The sequence below is a fragment of the Nitrospirota bacterium genome, assembly GCA_020851375.1.
GTDB lineage: Bacteria > Nitrospirota > 9FT-COMBO-42-15 > HDB-SIOI813 > HDB-SIOI813 > RBG-16-43-11.
The window spans coordinates 37853-60536 of sequence record JADZCV010000019.1; the positions used below are offsets into that span (position 1 = coordinate 37853).

The following is a 22684-nucleotide window of genomic DNA, read 5'->3' on the forward strand; positions in this document are numbered from 1 at the left end:
TTTCTGAATGTAACCTCGGGCATCCGAGGGGTTGTGCTAACCATTATCGGAACCCAAGGTTCAGGAATTAAGCCTCATTTTCATCATACCACACATAAATTGTGAGGACAAATTTATTTGAATTCTGTACCGTACCTTGATTTTTACCTGTTAAATTTCAGTTTAAGATACTCTCCGACAAGGATTGCTGCAGGGTAGAGTATCTCCTCTTCAGTCTTTATATGTGCTATGAGTTTCTTAGCTATAAAGGCTACTTCCATCTTATTTTCCTTAATGGATATATTAGCCAGTTTTATGAGTGCATCTACTATGGCCTGATGTTCGGCAAGCATCTGGGGCAGCATTGCCTTCAGCTTATCAGTAATACGGAGCATGTCTGTCATCTCCGGGTTTATCTCTCCACGAGCAAGTGGCTCGAGCAAACCAAGCGGAGGCATAGCGTACTCCTCTTCCCTTACAAAATGGGGATGGATAATCATGGCTACCTTCTTCGCAGCCTCTCCGGTTGCGCCGCCAGTCTCAGTAACGCTCCCAAGTTCCCTGTGAAGCTCGTCATGCTCTTCATTAAGTGATGCTGGAATTGTAAAAGCCATATATTCACCTCCGGCAATTTAGTATTATACCACGCGAGCCTGTTGATGCAAATTTTTGTGTATGATATAGTAGCGATAAATAGGGACAGCGACTATTTATCTATTATCGCAGGAGGGAATATACTTAATCCTGTTTACAGTTTCAGTATAAGCAAGAATGAAGAGGTGGCTGCCAGTATTTCTGAAGGGAAAGATCTTCAGGTATTTGATATCCGTGTACATTTAAAGACAAAGTCGGGTGATTTGACACCAACAAAGAGGGGAGTCGAGATTCCGGTCTCCATGCTCCCTGAGATTCGCAGAATGGTCAATCTCCTTGAGGAGGCATGTGCTGTAAGGGGGCTTTCAGATGAATTTGAAAACCTCGAGGATCTGAAAGGCGAAAGGGAGGTGACGTTTGCCCATCCAAGCGAAGAAGAGTTGGCAAAACTACTGAAGTTCTATCACATACGATGGGATTATGAACCAAAAACCTTTCCTATAAAGTGGGATGAATCTGGAAATGTTGTTGAAAGTTTCACCCCTGACTTTTATCTGCCTGACCTCAATTTATATATCGAATTGACCACAATGAAACAGGGTCTCGTAACAAAAAAGAACAAAAAGGTTAAGTTGTTAAGGACATTATATCCGGAGATAAATATTAAATTATTTTATGGAAAAGATTATAAAAGACTGCTAAGGAAATACGAGCATGAAGACAAAAAAATACCCTGAGTACCAGGAGCTTCATGTCCAAGAGGGTCTGTTCCGGAAGCCAACTTCTGACTTTCGTCAGCCTGCTAACTTTGCAGAACCTTTACCCGTCTTTGGGTCCCTTTGATCACCTCCGGGGGACATCCAGAGGGACAATTGAAGTATCCATGTGTCTCAGGGTACTCTTATCATACCACTCTGAAGGGGGGGTGTCAAGAAATGAAAGAACTGGAAACCAGTGAGATAATTATAACGCAGGATGACTTGCAGAAGAGGATTTCAGAGCTTGGCAAATCCATTGCTGAGGACTACAGAGACAAGAATCCAGTGCTGATTTGTGTGCTCAAAGGGGCAGTTGTTTTTATGGCAGATCTTATCAGGGAGATTCCCATACCTATTGCCATTGACTTCCTTTCTATCTCTTCTTATGATGCCGGAAGAGGCGAGGCAGGGGCAGTAAGGATCATTAAAGACCTCGATATCAATATTGCAAACAGGGATGTCGTAGTTATTGAAGATATCATAGATACAGGATTCACTCTTGGCTACCTCCTGAGGATCCTGAAGGCAAGAAACCCGGCTTCCCTGAAGGTTGCCGTGCTCCTCGACAGACCTGCACTAAGGATAGTAGACCTGCCTGTAGCATACAAAGGATTTGAAATACCTGATGAGTTTGTAGTAGGCTACGGGTTGGATTATAAGGAAAGCTTCAGGCACCTGCCGTATATTTGCAAGCTTAAGACAGCCTGATTATCCTATCTTAAAAAATACGTCATTTACGATCTGCCTGCCAAAATGGTCATTCACCCTTGCTACAAGGTCTTTCTTGTAAAAACTAAGCTCCTGAATCCAGGCATTACTATCAACGTTAACATACAACTTCTTGAAGCGAATGCTGTCTGGCCTGGTGTGGGCTGCTATTATGCTGCCTGCAATCTGCTCCCATTTCTCAGCAATAGTATACTCCTGCATCTTGCCTTCGAGACCGTACTGCTTTATCAGCTTCATCAGGATGCCTGAAACCTTTTGCATCTGCTTTTCTACCTCCTGCTTGCACTTATCATTATTTTCCTGTAATATGCCGGATACATGGCCGTCTTTAAAAAGAATATATGGATTCTTCTCATCCTCATTCTTCTTGGTGCACTCCTCGGCAATGTACTTGGAGAAATACTGCGAGCTATCTCTCCGGAAGGACCTGTCAGAAATATCTTTACCGAAGGATTTTATATCGGCATCACCCCTCCTGTTACGCTCGACATCAGGATACTGACTTTTACAATAGGTTTTAGCCTGCGGGCAAATCTATTGACCCTTCTCGGATCGATCCTCGGCATATATATCTACAAATACGTTTAGAGAATTATACACCCAAACACTACCTGATACCCACACATTTTTCTTTGAGTGACCTTATCTTGTCCCGAAGCTCTGCCGCCCTTTCAAACTCGAGCTTTCTGGCCGCCTCCTTCATCTCTTTTTCCAGGGATTTCAATACAGCCGCCAGTTTATCCTCCTGAACATATTCCTCTGCAGTCTCTTTTACCGCAGGAATTGTAACATAGTCTGACTCGGATATTTCGTACAGTGTCTCCTGAATCCCCTTTATTACGCTGACAGGCGTTATATTATGCTGTCTGTTATACTCCTCCTGTATGAACCGCCTGCGGGTTGTCTCATCAATAGCCTTTCTCATTGAACCGGTGATTGTATCAGCATACATAATTACCGTACCGGCCACATTTCTGGCCGCCCTGCCTGCCGTCTGTATAAGAGAGGTGTGGGACCTCAGGTAGCCTTCCTTGTCAGCATCCAGAATAGCAACAAGAGAGACCTCAGGTATATCAAGCCCCTCCCGCAGCAGGTTAATGCCAATCAGGACATCAAACTTCCCCATCCTCAAGTCCCGTATTATCTCAACCCGTTCCATGGTCTCTATGTCAGCATGGAGATACTGCACTTTAATCCCGAGTTCGAGATAATATTCTGTCAGGTCTTCTGCCATCCTTTTGGTCAATGTCGTGACAAGCACCCTCTCTCCGCGGACTGACCTTGTCCTTATCTCAGCGAGGAGATCATCTACCTGCCCCTTTGCCGGCCTGACTGTGATGACCGGGTCTGTAAGACCTGTTGGGCGTATAATCTGTTCGACCACCGCACCACCTGCCTTTTCGAGCTCATACGGCCCTGGGGTTGCAGAGACATATATAGCCTGATTCAGACACTTCTCAAACTCCGCGAATTTGAGCGGCCTGTTATCAAATGCCGACGGGAGCCTGAAACCATACTCCACAAGGCTCTTCTTTCTTGAATGATCCCCTTCATACATTCCTCTGACCTGCGGAACAGTCACATGACTTTCATCAATAACGAGCAGAAAACCCTGGGGGAAATAATCCAGCAGCGTAGGCGGAGGCTCTCCTTCACTTCGCCCGCTGAGGTATCTCGAGTAGTTCTCAATACCATGACAGTAGCCTATCTCTTTTATCATCTCAAGATCGAAGTTGGTCCTCTGCTCGATTCGCTGGGCCTCAATGAGGCTGTTTGCGGCTTCAAAAAATCGTATTCGTTCCGCAAGCTCCATCTTTATTGATTCAAGCGACCGCTTCAGCCTGTTGGGGGGTATCACATAATGGGTGCCTGGGTATATAGCCGTCTTGACAAGACGCTTTTTAACAACTCCTCTCAGTGGATCAATCTCTGAGATTGAGTCAACATATTCACCGAACAACTCAATCCTGATGCAGTACTCCTCTGAAGATGACGGGTAGATCTCTATAACATCGCCCCTTACCCTGAAGGCGCCGCGGTGCAGATCATAGTCATTTCTTTCATACTGTATCTCTACCAGTTTTCTGAGTATATCCTCCCTGTCAACCTTCATACCTTCTTCAAGATAGAGGAGCATACCCTGGTATGCCTCAGGCGAGCCAAGTCCATATATGCATGAAACAGAAGCAACGATAATCACATCATTTCTCTGGAGAAGGGAAGTGGTTGCAGAATGCCTCATGCGGTCTATGGCATCGTTTATTGAAGAGTCTTTTTCTATATATGTGTCTGTCTGCGGTATGTATGCCTCGGGCTGATAGTAGTCGTAATAGCTGACAAAGTATTCAACGGCATTTTCAGGAAAGAAGTATTTAAACTCGTGGTAGAGCTGAGCAGCCAGTGTCTTGTTTGGCGCAATGACAAGGGTTGGCTTCTGTACCTGTTCTATAACATTTGCAAGGGTAAAGGTCTTGCCGCTGCCGGTTACGCCGAGCAGGACCTGATGTTTTAAGCCCTGTTTGATTCCATCGCTCAGGGCACTGATTGCCCCTGGCTGATCTCCCTGCGGTCTTAAGGGTGACTTGAGACAAAATTGCATAATCTACATTCTAAACCTTTGCCTCTCTCAAAAATTTTGCGGCCTCTTCAGGTGAGGTTGGATTTATGTAAAATCCTGAACCTGACTCAAATCCTGCTATCCTGACCAGTTTAGGCATTATCTCGAGATGCCAGTGATAGTACTCTTTCATCTGGCTGCGTAATGGACATGTATGGATAATAAAGTTATAGGGGGGTACATTTAATACCTTGTCAAGCCTCTGGAGTACATTCTTCATAATCCTTGCAAAACTGCTGTATTCCCACGGCTGGGCCTCATCAAAGCATGAGTTGTGATTCTTGGGTATAATCCACGTCTCAAATGGAAATCTGGCTGCAAACGGTGTAAGTGCAAGAAAGTGTTCATTCTCTGTAATTGTCCTGTCTTCAGAGAAAGACTCCTGACGCACAATATCACAATAGATACACCTCTCCTTGTAATTATAGTAAAGCCTTGCCCCTTCAATCTCTTCAAAGACGTGTCTGGGGATAACCGGCAGTGCGATAAGCTGGGAGTGTGAATGTTCAAGAGATGCACCTGCAGCCTCCCCTTCATTCTTAAATATCAGGATATATTGAAACCTGCTGTCTTTTTTCAGATCAACCACCCTGTCCCTGTATGCCCAGATAATATCCTCTATCTTTCTCTCAGGAAGGGTTGACATAGTAGTATCGTGGAGAGGGGTCTCTATGATCACCTCATGCGCCCCTATCCCATTCATTTTATCGTAAAGACCTATGCCTGTTTTATCAAGATTCCCTTCAATCTTAAGGGCAGGAAATTTATTTGCCACAACGCGCAGGCTCCATCCGGCGCTATTGGAGGCTGTACCAGGCTCACGGTAAGCCAGAATCTCCGGCGGGGTAACCTTTTCATTGCCTGCGCAAAAGGGACAGAATCCCCCCTTTCTCTTTGGGTGGGCCTCCTGAAAATCTGACGGCCTCCTTCCTCTTTCTGAGGATATTATTACCCATCTTCCGGTTATAGGGTCTTTTCGTAATTCAGACAATGTAAACCTCCTTATTAATTATTCGATGCCTCACTTATTCCGAGCATCTTCATCTTTCTGTGCAGGTTACTGCGCTCAATCTTTAAATCTTCAGCTGTCTTTGTTATGTTCCAGTTATTTTCCTTTAACTTTTCCAGTATGAAATACCTCTCAAAACCCGTACGTGCATCTCTGAGCGATCCGGAACTGACGTTGATAAAAGGAGTTGCATTTTGCTGCTGGTCCCCTGCGATGATTGACAAGTCACCCGGGTTGATCCGGTCTCCGGATGCCATGATTGCCATCCTCTCCATCAGGTTTCTCAGTTCCCTGACATTACCAGGCCAGTCATACCTCTTCATCAATTCTATAGACTGCTCAGTAAGCATTTTCTCCTTTAGCCCCTGCTCCCTTGTCACCTCTTTCAGAAAATGCCTGGCAAGAAGAGGGATGTCTTCTTTCCGCTCCCGTAAGGGTGGCGCATGGAGAATAATAACATTTATTCTGTAAAAAAGGTCTTCCCTGAAGGCGCCTTTTTTTATCTCGTCTGTGAGACTCTTATTCGATGCTGTAATAAGCCTCACATCCACCCTGATGTTTCTCGACCCTCCGACGCGTTGAAATTCCTGCTCCTGAAGGACACGAAGGACCTTCGCCTGTGTATTTAAACTCATATCACCTATCTCATCCAGAAACAGGGTGCCGCCGTCAGCTATCTCGAACTTTCCTTTCTGAACTGAAACTGCGCCGGTAAACGCCCCTTTTTCATGTCCGAATAATTCACTCTCAATAAGGGATTCAGGTATTGCTGCACAATTCACTGCAATGAACGGCTTGTCCGCACGCTGACTTGCACGGTGTATTGACCTGGCTATCAGTTCCTTGCCCGTGCCATTTTCACCTGTTACAAGCACCCGGCTGTTTGATCTCCCCACAACTTTTATCTGTTCCTTCAAAGAGCGCATTGAAGGGCTCTCACCTATGATCTCATACCACTTCTCAATCCTTCCCTTGAGTTGAACATTTTCCAGCTCAAGGCGCTGCTGGTTTATAGCGTGTTTTATAATTAAGTGTACCCGCTCCATCGAAAGGGGCTTTTCAATATAGTCATACGCCCCCAATTTGGTGGCCCGGACCGCTGTTTCTATGGTGCCATGTCCTGACATAACTATAACTGCAACCCCCGGATAAGTATCTCTAATCTCCTTCAGCACTTCAAGCCCGTCAATATCAGGCAGCCAGACATCAAGAAGCACTACAGACGGCGTATTATCTTTTATCTTCTTAAGCGCCGCACTCCCGTTTTCCGCAGTAGTGATGGCATAACCCTCATCATCAAGTACGGCAGAGAGGACATCCAGTATGCCTTTTTCATCATCTACTATTAGGATATGGTCGGACATGCTCTACACCGGTAATTCAATAACAAACCTTGTGCCCCTCGGTACATTATCACTTACCAAAATTCGTCCGTTATGGTCAGAAACTATTCGGTTGACTATAGCCAATCCTAAACCGGTCCCGCTCTTCTTCCTTGAGAAATAAGGGATAAAAATCCTCTCCCTGTCCTCAGGGGGGACCCCTGCGCCGTCGTCGGCTATTTCAACCCGCACATTGCTGTTCCTGCTGTCATACTCTGTCTTTATGAACACCCTGCCAGTACCGTTAATAGCCTCAACAGCGTTCTTGAACAGGTTTACAAATACCCTTTTAAACTGCTCCCTGTCAATATTTATCCCAGGCATTGACTCAGAAAGATCTTCTGTAAAAGTAATTTCCCTGTGTGCCTCCCGATATAATGACAGAACCTCCTTTATGACAGAATTCAGATCATTGATCGTTGGCTTTGCCACAGGCATCCTCGCAAAACCCGAGAATTCGTCCAGCATCATCTTGAGGGCATTAACCTCATTTATTATTGTGCCTGTGCAATCGTCGAAAATTTTATCATAGTTCTCCGCCCTTTCATAATGTTTTTTCCTGAGCCGCTCAGTGCAAAGCTGGATGGGGGTAAGCGGATTTTTTATTTCGTGGGCCAGACGCTTTGCAACTTCCTGCCATGCAGCTATCCTCTGCGCCTTAATAAGCTCCGACAGGTCGTCAAAGACTATGACATTACCCGAAAAATTTCCATCGGCATCATATAAAGCAGTCATCTTGAGCCGAAGAGTTATGCTCCTGTTGTTTATATTGAACTGGATCTCTTCATCCTTCAGTGTTCCCCCTCCCCCTCTTATTCTCCGTATAATGTCGCGCGCTGCATCAGCAGGTATACGGCTTAGAATTTCCTGAAAATTCTTCCCTTTTATTGCTTCCTTAGGCATATCAAGTACCGTCTCTGCCGCACGGTTAAAGGTGGTTATATACCCATTTTTATCAACAGATATAACCCCTGTAGCAATATTCTCAAGGACAGTCTCCATATATGCCCTTCTCTGCTCTATCTCTATATTCGAATCCCTAAGAGAGCTGTAAGCCTCCTCCAGTTCAGACTTGCCCTGTTTCAGATCCCACGTCATTTTGTTGAATGAATTGATTAGCACGCCGATCTCATCCCTTGATGACGCATCAACCTTCACATCAAGATTCCCTTCAGCAACAGCCTGCGTAGCCTCCGCAAGACTCTGGATAGGCGTGGTAATATTCTTAGCCAGGTAGTAGCCAAACCATGTCGCAGAAAACATGATCAAAAGGGTTATTGTGAGGAATGATAATATGTAGCTGCTCTTGATCGGTTTCTTGAGCAGGGCCATTTGATTGTATTCTTCATAAAGTCTTGTGATCTCCACCATCTTTTCCACGAGACCTTTTCTGATATGGGAGACTACTGCGACAGCGCCGATTAAGCCCTCCCCTTCAGGCAGACCTGAATAAACAGGTGAAACAGCTATAACAGCATCTCCTGATTCAAGTGTCTTCACAACAACTGATTTCTCACCCCTCAGACCCTTCTTCACAAACTCTGCTGATGCCCCTGAATATCCCCGCTTGACAAGGAACTTGTCAATAGAGCGGCCGAGCAGTTTCCCGTTTTTATCAAAGAGCTCTATACCGGACATCTTGTAATCTGCCTTCTCATCTTCAATTATTTTTATCAGACTGGCCTTCTGATTGCTCTTATATGATATTTCTTCAGACACCCTCTTCGCTATAACCTCTGCTGAATGCATGGTTTTATCTTTTTCCTTTTCATAATAGCTCTGTGCCACATCGAATGAGTTTTTCAGTGATTTTTCGACCTGTATGTTGAACCAGTTATTTATACTGTTTGTAATAAGACCACTTGCAACAATAAAAAGCAGGATTGATGGAATAAGTGAGAAACCGACAAATGACGCTATCAACTTGGTCCTGAACTTATTTCCGAGTATTGTCTGCTGCCTGTCGAAGATATATTTGACAACATTCCTGGAAAGGAGCAAAAGCAGGACCACCATCAGAATTATGTTTACGTTGAAAAGCGTAAGTATGAGGATATTATTGTGAAGGAGTGATGTCCCGCTCTTTGAAAGGACAACTTCAGCAACTGTCAGCGCTATGCTTATCGCAAGAAATATTGATATGATGATTACAGGTTTCTTCATTTCAGGTCTCTTGCCATAAAGACAACCGAATCATACCAGTCTGTACTGAACCGTGAATACGGGACAAAGAAAAAGAGGTACCGCAGAAGGAAGGGGAGTTTCCCTGCCTTCATTTCCGCCTTTATACTCACATAGTATTGTGCCCTGTTACTGAGAGCATTTAATGGTGTAAGGCCTATTCTCTCCAACTGCGACAAATCTGCAACCATATTATCGTATGAATCATAGATCTGCTCCGACGTTGATCCGGCAGTTGTCCTGGTAACAAGGAACTGTTTCTTGAGGATATCATACTTAATCAAATATCTTACTGTGCCCGATACCTTCTCTTCATCGAGCCAGTTCGGCATCACCCTTTTAATTACCATGTAATAAAAAAACTCTTTACTCACACCATTGATAATCTCCGTCTTAATCTCAGGGGTAAAGCCTCCCATGAGCCTTGCAGAGACTAACAGCTCATTATTTCCTTTTGTAATCAGGATATCAGAAATACCGTCTGAAGCCGTCAGCCCTGCAGACGTCCAGAGCAACATGCAGGTTGCCAGTATGGCAATCGCCCTGAAAATCATTATTGCTTAACAGTTTCCTTCCTGTTAATAAAAAATGACAGTATGTCGATCGGTAAAGGGAATATTATGGTGGAGTTTTTCTCCGTTGCAATCTCCGTAAGTGTCTGAAGATATCTGAGCTGCAGTGTCGTCGGGTTTGCGCTCATAATGCCTGCAGCGTCCGAAAGTTTCTGTGATGCCTGGAACTCGCCGTCTGCATGGATGACCTTCGCGCGCCTCTCCCTTTCCGCCTCGGCCTGCTTGGCCATCGCGCGCTGCATCTCCTGAGGAAGGTCAACGTTCTTTATTTCGACATTGGACACCTTTACTCCCCAAGGCTCAGTATGACGATCGAGTATGCGCTGGAGGTCCTGATTCAATTTATCTCTTGCGGACAGCAGTTCATCAAGTTCCGCCTGTCCAAGGACACTCCTCAGTGTAGTCTGTGAAAGCTGAGATGTCGCATAAAAATAATCCTCGACCTCAATAATAGCCTTTTGTGCATCAATCACCCGGAAATAGACAACAGCGCTGACTTTCACAGAGACATTGTCTTTTGTAATTATATCCTGCGTAGGAACATCCAGTACCAGCGTCCTTAGACTTACCTTGACCATCTTTTGAATTCCTGGAATGAGGACGATCAGACCCGGTCCCTTTACCCGCCAGAAGCGGCCGAGCATAAATATAACACCCCGCTCATATTCCTTGAGTATCTTGATGGCGCTATACAAAAACATTACTGCTATTATTATGATTATAAGAGGACTTAAAAAAAGCTCCATATTACACCACCTTTCTTTAATCTTTCATCCGAAGATGCAGTTTCAAATCCCCCCTCCCCCCCCTTTAGTAAAGGGGGGGAGTATATATCACCCTTTCAAAAAGGGGGACTAAGGGGGATTTTCATTGTCATGTCACATTACACCTTCTTTACAACAACGGTCATGCGTTCAGTACCAATAACCCTTATCTTCTCTCCCTTACTAATCTGCTCATCACTCCTTGCATCCCATATCTCGCCATGAACGTATACCTTCCCCTCCGTGGCAATATCAGAAGCCGCCTCGCCTATCTCACCAATAAGGCCATCACTGCCGCTCAGCGGCTGCCGTCTGTGCACCTTTACCGCAAGCCCGATAGCGACAGCAAAAAACAGGGCGGTCATCAATGCTGCAGGAAGTATTATCAGCCATGAAATCCTGAAAAATGGCGCATCTACCTTCATCAGCATGATCGAACCAAGCACCATAGATATTACACCTGCTACAGAGAGTAGTCCATAGCTCACGATTTTTATCTCTGCTATAAAGAGGATAATGCCAAGTATTATAAGAAGTAAGCCGGCATAATTTACAGGAAGCGTCTGAAAGGCATAAAATGCCAGTATCAGGCATATGGCGCCTACAACACCAGGGAAGATGGCGCCTGGACTGGCAAGCTCAAAGAACAGGCCATATATACCGAGGATCATCAGGACATAGGCAATATTGGGATCGCTGAGGGCATTCAATATCCGCAATCTCATACCCATAGGGAACTCCTCAACAACTACTCCCGCAGTGTCAATCCTGACCTTTCCTGCGTTAGTAGTCACCTCACGGCCGTCAATCTTTTTTATTAACTCGTCCCTGTTCTCAGCAATAAAGTCTATTACCTTGAGATCGAGCGCCTCTTTTTCAGTTATGGATACGCTCTTCCTTACGGCGTTTTCAGCCCACTCTATATTCCTGCCCCGTTTCCCTGCAATAGATTTGATATAAGCAGCAGCATCATTTTCGACCTTCTCTTTCATAGTATCATCCATCTGTCCGCCACCGACTGCAACAGGATGGGCGGCGCCGATATTCGTCCCGGGTGCCATTGCTGCCACATGGGCAGAGAGGGTGATAAATACACCTGCAGAGGCGGCCCTGGCTCCGGCAGGAGATACATATACGATTACAGGGACATTAGAACTCCCTATCTCTTTAACAATATCCCTCATCGAGGTATCAAGCCCGCCCGGCGTATCAAGTTCGATTAATACGGCAGTAACATCCTTTTTATTGGCATCATTTATTACCTCGACAATATACTCTCCTGCAACAGGATTAATTACACCGTCGTATTTGGCAACGTATATACGTTTCTGGGCTGAAGGCGCAAGGCTATAGACACCCAACAAGAATATGATACATGAAATTATTATTCTTAAATTAATATGTAATTTTCCTGCCTTCATTCGAAAATCTCCGTTCAAATCCCCCCTATCCCCCCCCTTTCCAAAGGGGGGAACTAATTTCCCCCTTTTACACAGAGAAGAATTACTTTCCCCCTTTGGAAAAGGGGGACTAAGGGGGATTGTCATCTGCCGTCGTGAGCCGTGGCTCATGACGGTTCACCTGAAAATCCCCTCGGCGATGGGACACTTCCCATCTGGCTTTCTTCGGGGGAAGTGTTCCCAATTGCCTGCCGGCGCTACCTGACTGCTTTCTTCTCCAGCGCCTTTGCCTCCTGCCATAACTCTTCCATGGCCTCTAAAGACACGCCTTTCCAATCCAGGCCCTGCTGTGCGATCGTTTCCTCAATATGCCTGAACCTCGACATAAACCGGCTTATAGTCTTTCGCAGGGCATCTTCAGGATTAACCTCGATAAAGCGGCCTATATTTACAAGCGCAAACAAGAGGTCGCCGAGCTCATTCTCCATAGCTTCGCGATCCTTGCCCCTGAACGCCTCTTCAAACTCCTCCATCTCCTCCTGAACCTTTGCAAAGACCTGGTCCACATGCTCCCAGTCAAACCCCACCCGTGCGGCCCTTGCCTGCAACTGATGGGCGCGAAGGAGGGCAGGGAGGTGCGCAGGGACCCCTTCAAGGATTGACTTCCTGTCATTTCCTTTTTCACCCTTCTTTATCTCCTCCCACTGCTTCAGCACCTCTTCAGCATTATCCGCCTTCTTGTCCCCAAAGACATGTGGATGCCGTCTCACCATCTTTTCACAGGAGGCAGTAAGTACATCTTCAATATCAAACTCTTTATCTTCCTTGCTGATTCTCGCATGGAAGAGTATCTGGTAGAGCAGATCGCCCAGTTCCTCCCTGAGCTTCTTTGCATCTTTCTCTTCAATGGCCTCCAGCACCTCATAAGCCTCTTCAATCAGATAAGGCTTTAACGACTCCCTTGTCTGCTTTTTATCCCAGGGACACCCATTCTCCCCTCTCAATGTGTCCATTATCTGAACAAGCCTGTCCCAATTATTCGACATCATTTCTCCTTTTTGCATTATATGGCTGTTTAATTATGAAGAGTTACTGAGTGTGTGTCAAATTATTCACCTTCCAAACAGATCTCCCAGGACTCTCTCCATTCGCTCATAATGCGTCCCCTTCCAGTATATCTTGTGGCAAATGGAGCACCTGCCAAATACGTCCTGTGTTTTACATACGTATTCAGGGACAGTCCTGCATGCATCTTCTCTCGTAAAGGGCTCAAGAATATTATTGCACATAACACAACGGGTAAATGGTTCAGTTGGGTACGGTATACTGAGCTCTCTGACTACCTGCCGGATCTGCTCAAATGGTTTGTCGTACGAAATAAACAGGAAATTCCTGAGACCCCTTCTTTTGATGAATAGAGTATCCCTTGTCAGGAGGATCCTGTTCTCTGCTACAGAAAGCCTCAAAAGTTCGGAGTCGCGGATATGTCTGAAGTATGCCGTATCATAACCCAATATGCGCAGCCACTTCGCAAGCCTCCCAAGCATCTCATCGGCAATGAACCGCATGATAATCCCTCAGGTATCTTCCTCCGTCCCGACAGGCTTTATGTTGTCAGGAGAATTATGGGCCGGAGAGTTTACTTCTGGTGTTACATGCCATGCCTCCATTTTATCTGCTGGATACGGCGTAAGCAAAGGCAATATCTCCTTTTCATCCTGTATTTCCGGGTCAAGCCATTCGGCCCGGTAATCCTCTGGAATTATGACAGGCATCCTGTTATGAATAGGTTCCAGCAATGGATTGGCGTTTGTCGTGATGATTGTGCAGGTGCATATAAGACCTCCTTCAGGACTCTGCCAGTAACTGTATAGCCCTGCAAATCCAAATGGCCTTCCGGACTTAAGATGTATATAAAATGGGGTCTTATCATTACCCTCTTTTTTCCACTCATAGAATCCATCTGCAACGACAAGGCAGCGGTGTTTCCTGACGCTGCTTTTAAAACTATGTTTTTCTGCCAGTGTCTCAGCCCTTGCATTTATCATCTTGTAACCAATATGGGGGTCCTTAGCCCAGGGTGGTATAAGACCCCACCTGCTCCTTATGAGCTTGCGGCCTCCGTCAGCAACAACGATAAGGACATCCTGGGTTGGGGCAATATTATAGGCTGGGGTGAGTATCAGCTCTCCTGTCACTACATCAAACTCACCCGCGATTTTACGTATTGAACTGAATAGAACGAAACGTCCGCACATTTCATGTAAATTATCTCATATGCTGAGAAATGCTACTATAAAAAATCATCACCATAGGATGACAGGAAGTAAACGGAGACAAATCTAAGGTACTCTCGATCTACTCAGTATCTATATTGCACTGTTAAGTATCCACTCTTTAGCCATTTTGCGTTCCAAGTTTTAAGAATCTGTCTCTGTACTTAAAATTGAAAGAAGTATCTATATCCACTAATCCTTCTTTGATTATATGGGCATTGATAAAGGTCTTGTTTCTCAGGTAAAGGTAGCAGAGGAGGTTGTTTCGGTCATCATATTTCTGATTGTCAAACTTCATAAAGACTTTCTGCCCCTTTGTTTTCTCTATAAGATATTTGATCGCCTGCCCGTTAGCAGCCTTTTTTTCTCTTACCCCTATAAGGCGAACAACCAATTCATTGTTCAACTTCAACAGTTCAGGACTGATTACTTCTTTTACTTAGTATAAGGCTTCCCTGTCACTGCTATTCTTATCAATTCTTGAACCGAATTGAAGCTTTTTAGGATCTATCCTCTTATCAAGTTTATGTGGGTCTTTAAAGATATACGGGAGATTTTCAATTTCTCTACTGAGGTCGGTCGTTACATTATCTTTTTGAAAGACATATTCTGTATTTACAATGTCCGGTTGAGCAACATTCAGTTTATCTTTAATTGTTGAAATAAAATCCGGATTTATTTCATAACCTGCTGAATTACGGCCCAAGTTATAGGCAGCGAGTGATGTAGTACCACTGCCGAGGAATGGGTCAAGAACAGTCTCGCCGGAAAATGAAAACATTTTTATCAGACGCGACGGCAATTCTTCAGGGAACATGGCAATGTGTCCGTCTTGCTTTGCCCCGGCAAAGTACCAGTGTCCTGAAAAATAGGTATTCCATTCATCTTTTGATATTATAGAAGACTCCTTTTGTGCCTTGGTAGGTACTGGTGGAACACCTTGTTTCTTGAAAAGCAGGATAAACTCATAATCGAGTTTTAAAATTCCGTTTCTGGGGTACGGGAAACTCCCCATTATGGTAGCGCCTCCGGTTGTATTGTACGTCGTGACTTTCTGCCATATGACAGCCCCCATATAGTCAAAACCAATCGTTTCACAAAACCTGATTATTTCTGTTCTTATTGGAATTACCTTATACCGGCCATAATAGACCGAACGGGCAAACTGGTCTCCGATATTAATGCAAAGCCTGCAACCTGGTTGTAATACCCTGTGGCATTCTTTCCAGACAAGATTTAGATTATTGATATAGCTTTCATATCTTTCATGAAATCCGATCTGTTTTTCAGTTCCATAGTCTTTTAATTGCCAGTATGGAGGTGAGGTCATGACCAAATGAACTGACTTGTCATTTAAGAGATTCATTTGTCTGCTGTCACCCGTTATTATTTTATGTGATGTTTTCAATCTATCTCCGAAATTAATTCTTCCTGCCCACACAGTTTGGCACTGCTTGATTATGAAGAGTTCGGGAGAGTGTGTCAACTTACTTACTATCCATGCTATATTGATAAATAGACATCAATATTCTATACTACCATCACCCTGGAACAAGTCAGGAATAAGGCATAAATTATGGACGAGAAGGGAATATGTGAAAATATCCATATCGTTCCAGGCAACCGCCATACTTTGCGTGCGGAAGGGAAACGGGAGACACTCCATGACAGTTGTAGAGTTACTGAACGAAAAACGTGAAGAAATCCTGCGCATAGCGGAGAAGCACGGGGCGTACAATATCCGCATCTTTGGATCAGCCTCACGGGGAGATACTACGGAAGAAAGCGACATTGATCTGCTGGTGGAGGTTCGAGAGCAAACCAGCCCCTGGTTTCCCGCCGGTTTGGTGGATGAACTTCAACATCTGCTTGGCCGTCCGGTTGACGTGGTTACAGAGGACGGCCTTTATTGGCTGCTGCGCCGGAGGATTCTCAAGGAGGCAAAACCCTTATGAAGAAAGACCCGAGAATCTATCTTGCCCATATCCTCTAGTGCGCTGAGAAGATTGAACGGTACATCGAGGGAGGTGAAAAATCATTCTTTGCTTATACGATTATTCAGGATGCGGTGATAAGGAACTTTGAGATCATCGGAGAGGCGGCAAAACGCGTTCCCGACGACTACAGGCAGAAACATCCTGATGTCCCGTGGCGCCTGATGGCAGGTTTCCGGGATGTATTGATCCATGGCTACGAAGGGGTTGATCTGGAACGGGTATGGAAGATCGCAACGCAGGACCTTCCGCCGGTAAAGAGATCCATTGCCGGCATACTGCCGCCGCTTGCACAGCTTGAAAAGGAATTGGCAGGTGAAGAAGACGAAGACAAAGAAGGAGGTAGCATCTGAATAATATAGACCTTGTCTAATCCAAGCCCCGCAGTAAGTCATAAAAATTCATTTTTTTAGCGCTCCGTATGACGCCAACCTATTGATGTTGCAGTTCCTGTTATTTGAAAATAGGATTTAGAGCAGGCCACTCCCTTGAAATCGCTATTTCACAGGGTAATAATGGCATTATGGATCGTGAGTCAACTTATTCCCGACACTGACAGGTATTATGTTGCCAGGAGAATTATGGGCCGGAGTGTTTACTCATAGTGATAGATGCCATGCTTCCTTTTTTCTGCTGGATACGGCGTAAGTAAAGGCAATATCCTCTTTAACTCCTCAGACCCGAGCTAATGCGCGTAACTTTTTTATCTTCTTTATCTCCTTTGCAGATGATGAATGAGCCACATTATAGAGATCCCAGGCAACCTGCAAATTAAGCCAAAACTGTGCTTCCATACCGAAAAGTTTCTCCAGTCGAAGCGCCGTATTCGGCGTTATTCCCCTCTTCCCGTGAATCAGTTCATTAACACGGGGATATGAAACCCCGAGTTTTTCCGCCAATTCACTTTGCGCCATATTCAGGGGTTTAAGAAATTCTTCCAACAGCATTTCGCCGGGATGCGTTGGCGGACCATGTTTAGGTATGCGAACCATATTCTGCCTCCTTGGTTCAGTGGTAATCTGTAATTTCTACTTTTTCTGCTCCATCGTTTGTCCACACAAAACAAATGCGGAACTGGTCGTTAATTCGTATGCTATACTGCCCCTTCCGGTCATCCTTAAGGGCTTCCAGGGAATTTGCCGGCGGAATTTTCAACGACTCCAGAGAAACAACGCCATTGAGTTGATCAAGTTTTCGTTGCGCCACGCGCCAGATTTGCTGCGGACAAGCCTGACGCGCGTCTCTGGTGTTTTTCCTGTCAAAGATATCCTCTGTGCCCCTCTCCCTGAACGATTTGATCAACAGGCCTCCCTGATTGAATCAATATACCACTCTTAATTATAACGGATAACGTTATATATGGCAACATCAATTCTTCCATAAGCAAAAGGCACGCAGACTTATTACGGGTACTTTAATTTACCAGCACGACTGTGGCATGAAAGGGGCTTCCGGAGGGATCGTATTTTCCGAACACGTCTACTTTGTCTCCATTCTGTAGCGCTTCAAAGGGGACCTGCTCAATCCCCACATAAGTGTCTAATTCAGTGCTTATTCTAAGGATCACGGCATCTGACATAACATGAACCGGAAGCAGTACTGCTGGACAGTCAAGATAACCCGGGCAATCCTGGCTGAGTTGAAAAGTCCGGCTTTCCGGATCAGGATCAAACAGGTTCCCTTTGAGGTGTGTCAGAATAAACTCCTGGGGCTTTACAATGATTAGTGCGGCATGTAAGAGGTCCGGCTCTGTCCCCAAATCAAGCACCCCTTCAACAAGGACCCGTTTGCCCATAACCAGATCTTCTGCATTTAGCCTCTGCCGGGTTACCGCCTCAAATATTAAGGTCTCATTATATACCTGAACTTGGAGTTCACCTATCACCCCCAGGCCAGGATCAGGCCTGAAACCAAAGCGCCCCCCCTCATCTATTCCACTCGTAATTTCACCGCTCAGGCGGATATACTGGCCGATCTCTATAAGGCCGGCTTTGAGATGCAGATCATCTTCAAAGGAGAGCAGTCCCCGGACATGAACACCCTGTCCAACCTCAAGGGAATCAAAATCCCCTGGCTGCCCGCCCTCATCAAAGATACGGGTCATGTCCGTGACATCCACACGTACGAGGTATCTCCTCGCAAGGCTATTCTCATTCATCAGACCATCCTCATACTGGTCTGCTGCCATACCTATCTTTGACAGATTGAAGATCGGGTGGGTTCGCAAGAGGAGGAAGGAGTGTGTCACTGGATCTATTGAGGCAATCTTACCTCTCACGGAAACCAGACGGGTGTCATAATCATGAACGATATTAACAAAGACCACGGGCCGGAATTGGTAGACCGGGCTATTCGGGTTTGAAACATGGATGAAAATGGATTTTTCTGCGTCGCAATCAAGACTTACGACCATGGCCTCACCCGGGATCACCTCGATCGGCTGGTCCGGCACCAGGTCTATCTTCCCGTTTGCCACAAGGTGGATTTGGCTGGTGGTAACAACCTGCCCGTCTTTTTTGACAAACTCAGGCTCGCTTACCCTCAGGCGGATCTTGCTATATATACCTGCAGGGACATCCTCTGTAATGGTAAAAAGATCCTGAACCTCCTGAAGGGCCAGCAGGTTGACGCGGCGTTCGCCGTTGAAAAGGACGACAGGTCCTCCATCATCTGATAAGAGGCTGACTTCATTGACTGTTACATTGACCTCTGAAAACTCGTCTGTAGGCCCATCTGTAAGCAGGATTGCTACCTTGCCGGTCCGGGCAGAACCTTCACTGACACTGGCCGATGACCCACAACCGCTGAGAATGCCTGTCAGGATTAAACTGAGGCCGATGAAAATAAACGAAATGCTGCTGATGTTCTTTAGTGTCTTCATGATGGACCTCCGTTAGATGGACCGCATCAGGTGACCTAAATATATATTAGCCATATTGTAATGTCAAAGAAAAGATTACCGGGACATCTAAATGCACGATATAAAGTAAAAACTGGGGCAGATTTATTTTTGCTCTTTCCAGCCAATATAGCAGTATTTCACATCACAATGTTAGCACAGGACCAAGCAGAAACAAAGGTTCAGGATGCAAAAAGGGCTTGTAGCGCTTACCTGACTATAAGCGATTTGCCTGTCATCTCAGCAGGTTTTTCAATCCCCATCAGGTCGAGGAGGGTTGGGGCTATGTCTGCAAAAATGCCTGTGCCGGGCCTTAGCCGGATGCCTTTTTTTGTTACAATGAAGGGTACCAGGTTTGTGGTGTGGGCTGTGTGGGGGCTGCCAGTATTGTATTCTATCATCTGCTCTATATCGCCATGGTCTGACGTAATGCACGCAACACCATTTACATTACGGACAGCAGTGAGCACCCTGCCGAGGCACTCATCTATCACCTCGACCGCCCTGATGCCTGCGCTGAGGACACCTGTGTGACCTACCATGTCAGGATTTGCATAATTTACCAGGATAAATCCATATTCACCTGAGCGAATCCGCTTCTCGAGCTCTTCTGTAACCTGATACGCGCTCATCTCCGGCTTCAGGTCATAGGTCGCAACTTCTTTTGGAGATGGAATAAGAAAGCGGTCTTCACCCGGGAATGATTTCTCCTCTCCGCCATTAAAGAAGTATGTAACATGGGCATACTTCTCTGTCTCTGCTATCCTGAATTGTTTGAGGCCGGATTTACTTACGACCTCGCCAATGATGTTAGTTAATTTTACCGGATGAAAGGCAGCAGGAAGCGGCATCTTTTCATCATATAATTTCATTGTCGTAAAACTGCAGAGTGCAGGTACCATCTTCCGGTTAAACTGATTGAAATCAGCAAGGGTCAGGGCCTTTGTAAGCTCCCTTGCACGGTCCGACCTGAAGTTAAAGAATAATACACCATCACCATCCTTAATAGGCGCAACGGGATTGCCTGATGAATCAACCATGACCGTCGGCAGTACAAACTCATCAGTGACGCCTCCGGCATAACTCTTTTCTATAGCTTCTACCGGGTCTGTTGCCGTCAGGCCTTCTCCTGACACGAGGGCATTATAGGCCTTCTCAACCCTGTCCCACCTGTTGTCCCTGTCCATCGCATAATAACGTCCTGATACTGTGGCAATCCTTCCTGTACCTGATTTTTTCAGATAACCCTGCAATGATTTAAGATAGCCCATACCGCTCTGCGGAGGGGTATCCCGTCCATCGAGAAATGCATGTATATAAACATCCTTCAGTCCCTCTTTACCTGCCATATCGAGCAGTGCAAACAGGTGTTCAATGTGACTGTGGACACCGCCGTCAGAGAGGAGGCCCATCAGATGCAGCCTTCCTGAAGCCGCCTTCACCCTGCGAAGGCATTCAAGAATCACACTGTTCTTCTGAAATTCCCCGTTTCTGATTGCCTTATTAATGAGGGTAAAGTCCTGATATACAACGCGGCCGGCGCCTATATTTAGATGGCCAACCTCTGAATTGCCCATCTGGCCATCCGGCAGGCCTACGGATTCACCGGATGCATCAAGTATGGTATGGGGGAATTCGCTGAGGAGGGAATCATAAACAGGCGTTTGTGCAAGGGCAATAGCATTACCCTCTTTCCGGCTGTTTATCCCCCACCCATCAAGAATAATGAGAATTAACAATTTTAAACTCTGCCCCATTCCATGCTGTCTTTAAAGCCCAGCTCTGCTTTGGGTTTTTCCCATTTATTCCTCATTATTGGATATGACTCTTTTTTTACATAGACAGGCGAGACCGTAAAGGAGTTCCAGGCACCGCATCTCGGACACCTGCCGTTCCATTCATAGGTATGAAAATCACAAAGAGGGCAGAAGTACGGCACTACTACCCTCTTGCGAAGTCCGAGCGCCCTCTTAAATTCTGCCGCTGCCTTCCCATGCTCTTCTTTTCTTTCGTATATGGTGCCCAGTAGTTTATAGAGGTCCGGCATGGCACTCTCAACGCCTTCGAGTTCCGCCAGTACATCAAATGCCTCATCAAGCATCTCAAGCCGGTAGTAGAGTTTCCCAAGGTAGAATTTTAATGCGGGATTCTGCGGATTGAGGGAAATCGCCTTCTTATACACCCATATTATTTTCCCTGGCTCTCCAAGCTGAAGGTAATAGTCTTCGAGTTTGTGGAGGAGTATCTCGCTGTAATTCATATAATAACCTTTTTCCCAGAGGTCAGCCGCCTCTGCCCCATCTCCATCTTCAATAAGCAGGTCGCCGAGGATCACATATGCAGGTATAAAATCCTTGTCAGCCCTGATTATACCTTTAAACAACTTCCTGCTCTTCTCTCTCTCACCTCTGTTGAACAACAATCTCGCAAACTCATATCTGAGACCCATAAGGAGTCTCTGGTCTTCCAGGCTGTCCTTACGGCGTTTGACCACACGTCCCTGAAGCTCATGGGCACCATCCCATTTGCCGGTCTTTATATAAATATCCCTGAGCCGGACAAGGGCCTCCAAATTGGATGAATCCCTCTTTATGACCTCCTGAAGCACCATGACCGCCTCATCATACGAGGAAGACAGGAGGTAATCGCTGGCAAGTGCAAACTGTGCCTCAAGGCTTTTCTCGTCCACTTTCCTTGCCTTCTTATGAAACTTTATTGCCTCTGCATAATTACGCTCATGCTGATATGCATCACCCATCCTCAGCAGTGTATAAAAATGATTTGGTTCCAGCTTAATAATATCCCGGAAATATGATATGGCCTGCTCATATTTTCCTGACAGAAGGGCATATAGCCCCTTTGAAAAGGTCTCCTGAATACGCTCCTCAACCTTCTGGCGCTGCCTGTTTCTCCAATCAACAAAGATATTCTTTGCATCCCGCAGAAGGGTGAACACAATTACGATAACACTTCCAAGTGCAAACGAAAACAGAAAGAACCCGACCATGGAAATTGTATAGGAATAATTTGAACTAAGATTTATTGTAACAGCATCCGGATTAAGGCGGTCAAAATAGAGGACTATTACTATTGCAAATATGGCAAATATGGCAAATATAAGACGCATTAAATCTGCTCCTCTGCTGTATCTTTTCTGACTCGGCGCTTTACGGTCGTCCTGCTCCTGGCCTTGAATTCTATATTCGGCGCATCACCCCATAATCTTTCGAGGCCATAATATAAACGGGAGTCCTTGTCGAAAATATGAACTATTATATCCCCGTAATCCATCAGAACCCATTCAAGATTAGCCATCCCCTCAAGATGATGGGAGCGAATGCCTTTTTGGGCCAGCGTTTCATCTATGTAATCAGCACAGGTTTTGATCTGTCGTTTTGAATCAGCGGTTGCAATTACAAAATAGTCAGCAATGGAACTCAAGGCAGTCACTTCGAGAACAACGATATCAGATGCCTTCTTTCCGTCCAGGCATCTCGCTGCAAGGATCGCCTTCTTCTTACCCGTCAGCA

General features: G+C 45.6%; 22 protein-coding genes and 2 pseudogenes. 5 read left to right on the top strand and 19 right to left on the bottom strand.

Annotated features, from left to right (window positions below):
* Positions 1 to 143 precede the first annotated feature (143 nt).
* Positions 144 to 593, bottom strand: a complete 450-nt coding sequence (locus IT393_03900) for a hemerythrin domain-containing protein (protein ID MCC7201795.1) — start codon at positions 591 to 593, stop codon at positions 144 to 146.
* A gap of 45 nt (positions 594 to 638) precedes the next feature.
* On the opposite strand from IT393_03900, the gene IT393_03905 reads away from it, so the two are divergent.
* Positions 639 to 1310 carry a hypothetical protein gene (locus tag IT393_03905; GenBank protein ID MCC7201796.1) on the top strand — a complete coding sequence of 224 codons (672 nt, stop codon included), beginning with the start codon at positions 639 to 641 and terminating at the stop codon, positions 1308 to 1310.
* A gap of 198 nt (positions 1311 to 1508) precedes the next feature.
* Positions 1509 to 2039 carry a hypoxanthine phosphoribosyltransferase gene (hpt, locus tag IT393_03910; GenBank protein ID MCC7201797.1) on the top strand — a complete coding sequence of 177 codons (531 nt, stop codon included), beginning with the start codon at positions 1509 to 1511 and terminating at the stop codon, positions 2037 to 2039.
* Here the strand turns inward: hpt and IT393_03915 are convergent, their stop codons facing one another.
* Positions 2040 to 2321, bottom strand: coding sequence for a DUF721 domain-containing protein (locus tag IT393_03915; GenBank protein ID MCC7201798.1), 282 nt, complete (start codon positions 2319 to 2321; stop codon positions 2040 to 2042).
* Positions 2322 to 2378: 57 nt separating this feature from the next.
* Here IT393_03915 and IT393_03920 point away from each other — a divergent pair, with 57 nt between their 5' ends.
* Positions 2379 to 2648: a DUF4321 domain-containing protein gene (locus tag IT393_03920; protein MCC7201799.1), complete on the top strand. Its 270-nt coding sequence runs from the start codon at positions 2379 to 2381 to the stop codon at positions 2646 to 2648.
* Positions 2649 to 2667: 19 nt separating this feature from the next.
* Here the strand turns inward: IT393_03920 and uvrB are convergent, their stop codons facing one another.
* The 11 genes and pseudogenes from uvrB to IT393_03975 all read right to left on the bottom strand — a co-directional run bounded on the left by uvrB (position 2668) and on the right by IT393_03975 (position 15627).
* Entirely contained in the window at positions 2668 to 4659 is a 1992-nt protein-coding gene (gene uvrB / locus IT393_03925; protein MCC7201800.1) for an excinuclease ABC subunit UvrB, read from the bottom strand.
* A 10-nt stretch (positions 4660 to 4669) separates the two neighbouring features.
* A complete protein-coding gene (gene galT / locus IT393_03930; GenBank protein MCC7201801.1) occupies positions 4670 to 5668 on the bottom strand; it encodes a galactose-1-phosphate uridylyltransferase in 999 nt (332 codons plus the stop codon).
* 14 nt (positions 5669 to 5682) lie between these two features.
* Positions 5683 to 7050: a sigma-54-dependent Fis family transcriptional regulator gene (locus IT393_03935; protein MCC7201802.1), complete on the bottom strand. Its 1368-nt coding sequence runs from the start codon at positions 7048 to 7050 to the stop codon at positions 5683 to 5685.
* 3 nt (positions 7051 to 7053) lie between these two features.
* Entirely contained in the window at positions 7054 to 9231 is a 2178-nt protein-coding gene (locus IT393_03940) for a HAMP domain-containing protein (protein MCC7201803.1), read from the bottom strand.
* Positions 9228 to 9803 (bottom strand): DUF4390 domain-containing protein, encoded by a 576-nt coding sequence (locus IT393_03945; GenBank protein MCC7201804.1) that lies wholly within the window; start codon positions 9801 to 9803, stop codon positions 9228 to 9230. The genes IT393_03940 and IT393_03945 overlap by 4 nt, the downstream gene beginning before the upstream one ends.
* The gene (locus IT393_03950) at positions 9803 to 10567 is read right to left on the bottom strand and encodes a slipin family protein (protein ID MCC7201805.1); all 765 of its coding nucleotides are present in this window, start codon (positions 10565 to 10567) and stop codon (positions 9803 to 9805) included. Before IT393_03950 ends, IT393_03945 begins: the two co-directional genes overlap by 1 nt.
* A 137-nt stretch (positions 10568 to 10704) precedes the next feature.
* Positions 10705 to 12006 (bottom strand): nodulation protein NfeD, encoded by a 1302-nt coding sequence (locus IT393_03955; GenBank protein ID MCC7201806.1) that lies wholly within the window; start codon positions 12004 to 12006, stop codon positions 10705 to 10707.
* Positions 12007 to 12242: 236 nt separating this feature from the next.
* The gene (gene mazG / locus IT393_03960; protein MCC7201807.1) at positions 12243 to 13034 is read right to left on the bottom strand and encodes a nucleoside triphosphate pyrophosphohydrolase; all 792 of its coding nucleotides are present in this window, start codon (positions 13032 to 13034) and stop codon (positions 12243 to 12245) included.
* Between the two features lie 63 nt (positions 13035 to 13097).
* The gene (locus IT393_03965; protein ID MCC7201808.1) at positions 13098 to 13553 is read right to left on the bottom strand and encodes a Mut7-C RNAse domain-containing protein; all 456 of its coding nucleotides are present in this window, start codon (positions 13551 to 13553) and stop codon (positions 13098 to 13100) included.
* A 9-nt stretch (positions 13554 to 13562) separates the two neighbouring features.
* Positions 13563 to 14243, bottom strand: coding sequence for an SOS response-associated peptidase (locus IT393_03970; protein MCC7201809.1), 681 nt, complete (start codon positions 14241 to 14243; stop codon positions 13563 to 13565).
* 139 nt (positions 14244 to 14382) lie between these two features.
* Positions 14383 to 15627 (bottom strand): annotated as a pseudogene (locus IT393_03975) (site-specific DNA-methyltransferase).
* A gap of 298 nt (positions 15628 to 15925) precedes the next feature.
* Between IT393_03975 and IT393_03980 the strand changes: the two are divergent.
* Positions 15926 to 16216 carry a nucleotidyltransferase family protein gene (locus IT393_03980; protein ID MCC7201810.1) on the top strand — a complete coding sequence of 97 codons (291 nt, stop codon included), beginning with the start codon at positions 15926 to 15928 and terminating at the stop codon, positions 16214 to 16216.
* Positions 16213 to 16608 (top strand): annotated as a pseudogene (locus IT393_03985) (DUF86 domain-containing protein). Before IT393_03980 ends, IT393_03985 begins: the two are co-directional and overlap by 4 nt.
* 321 nt (positions 16609 to 16929) lie before the next feature.
* On the opposite strand, the gene IT393_03990 reads toward IT393_03985, so the two are convergent.
* The 6 genes from IT393_03990 to rsfS form a co-directional block, all read right to left on the bottom strand.
* Entirely contained in the window at positions 16930 to 17247 is a 318-nt protein-coding gene (locus tag IT393_03990; protein ID MCC7201811.1) for a HigA family addiction module antidote protein, read from the bottom strand.
* A gap of 16 nt (positions 17248 to 17263) precedes the next feature.
* Positions 17264 to 17557 (bottom strand): type II toxin-antitoxin system RelE/ParE family toxin, encoded by a 294-nt coding sequence (locus IT393_03995; protein MCC7201812.1) that lies wholly within the window; start codon positions 17555 to 17557, stop codon positions 17264 to 17266.
* A 112-nt stretch (positions 17558 to 17669) separates the two neighbouring features.
* The gene (locus IT393_04000) at positions 17670 to 19136 is read right to left on the bottom strand and encodes a DUF4382 domain-containing protein (GenBank protein ID MCC7201813.1); all 1467 of its coding nucleotides are present in this window, start codon (positions 19134 to 19136) and stop codon (positions 17670 to 17672) included.
* Between the two features lie 227 nt (positions 19137 to 19363).
* Positions 19364 to 20911: a 2,3-bisphosphoglycerate-independent phosphoglycerate mutase gene (locus IT393_04005; GenBank protein ID MCC7201814.1), complete on the bottom strand. Its 1548-nt coding sequence runs from the start codon at positions 20909 to 20911 to the stop codon at positions 19364 to 19366.
* Entirely contained in the window at positions 20896 to 22281 is a 1386-nt protein-coding gene (locus IT393_04010) for a tetratricopeptide repeat protein (GenBank protein ID MCC7201815.1), read from the bottom strand. Before IT393_04010 ends, IT393_04005 begins: the two co-directional genes overlap by 16 nt.
* Positions 22281 to 22682 (bottom strand): ribosome silencing factor, encoded by a 402-nt coding sequence (gene rsfS, locus IT393_04015; protein MCC7201816.1) that lies wholly within the window; start codon positions 22680 to 22682, stop codon positions 22281 to 22283. The genes IT393_04010 and rsfS overlap by 1 nt, the downstream gene beginning before the upstream one ends.
* Between the last annotated feature and the right edge of the window lie 2 nt (positions 22683 to 22684).

Excerpts from the sequence above, each read along its gene's own strand:
- IT393_03935 (MCC7201802.1), bottom strand. The coding sequence starts at position 7,050 with ATGTCCGACCATATCCTAATAGTAGATGATGAAAAAGGCATACTGGAT.
- IT393_03905 (MCC7201796.1), top strand. The coding sequence starts at position 639 with ATGCAAATTTTTGTGTATGATATAGTAGCGATAAATAGGGACAGCGAC.
- IT393_03950 (MCC7201805.1), bottom strand. The coding sequence starts at position 10,567 with ATGGAGCTTTTTTTAAGTCCTCTTATAATCATAATAATAGCAGTAATG.
- IT393_03990 (MCC7201811.1), bottom strand. The coding sequence starts at position 17,247 with ATGGTTCGCATACCTAAACATGGTCCGCCAACGCATCCCGGCGAAATG.
- IT393_03900 (MCC7201795.1), bottom strand. The coding sequence starts at position 593 with ATGGCTTTTACAATTCCAGCATCACTTAATGAAGAGCATGACGAGCTT.
- IT393_03945 (MCC7201804.1), bottom strand. The coding sequence starts at position 9,803 with ATGATTTTCAGGGCGATTGCCATACTGGCAACCTGCATGTTGCTCTGG.
- IT393_03940 (MCC7201803.1), bottom strand. The coding sequence starts at position 9,231 with ATGAAGAAACCTGTAATCATCATATCAATATTTCTTGCGATAAGCATA.
- IT393_04005 (MCC7201814.1), bottom strand. The coding sequence starts at position 20,911 with ATGGGGCAGAGTTTAAAATTGTTAATTCTCATTATTCTTGATGGGTGG.
- IT393_04000 (MCC7201813.1), bottom strand. The coding sequence starts at position 19,136 with ATGAAGACACTAAAGAACATCAGCAGCATTTCGTTTATTTTCATCGGC.
- hpt (MCC7201797.1), top strand. The coding sequence starts at position 1,509 with ATGAAAGAACTGGAAACCAGTGAGATAATTATAACGCAGGATGACTTG.
- IT393_03970 (MCC7201809.1), bottom strand. The coding sequence starts at position 14,243 with ATGTGCGGACGTTTCGTTCTATTCAGTTCAATACGTAAAATCGCGGGT.
- IT393_03955 (MCC7201806.1), bottom strand. The coding sequence starts at position 12,006 with ATGAAGGCAGGAAAATTACATATTAATTTAAGAATAATAATTTCATGT.
- IT393_03920 (MCC7201799.1), top strand. The coding sequence starts at position 2,379 with ATGGCCGTCTTTAAAAAGAATATATGGATTCTTCTCATCCTCATTCTT.
- mazG (MCC7201807.1), bottom strand. The coding sequence starts at position 13,034 with ATGATGTCGAATAATTGGGACAGGCTTGTTCAGATAATGGACACATTG.
- IT393_03965 (MCC7201808.1), bottom strand. The coding sequence starts at position 13,553 with ATGCGGTTCATTGCCGATGAGATGCTTGGGAGGCTTGCGAAGTGGCTG.
- uvrB (MCC7201800.1), bottom strand. The coding sequence starts at position 4,659 with ATGCAATTTTGTCTCAAGTCACCCTTAAGACCGCAGGGAGATCAGCCA.
- IT393_03915 (MCC7201798.1), bottom strand. The coding sequence starts at position 2,321 with ATGCAAAAGGTTTCAGGCATCCTGATGAAGCTGATAAAGCAGTACGGT.
- IT393_03980 (MCC7201810.1), top strand. The coding sequence starts at position 15,926 with ATGACAGTTGTAGAGTTACTGAACGAAAAACGTGAAGAAATCCTGCGC.
- IT393_04010 (MCC7201815.1), bottom strand. The coding sequence starts at position 22,281 with ATGCGTCTTATATTTGCCATATTTGCCATATTTGCAATAGTAATAGTC.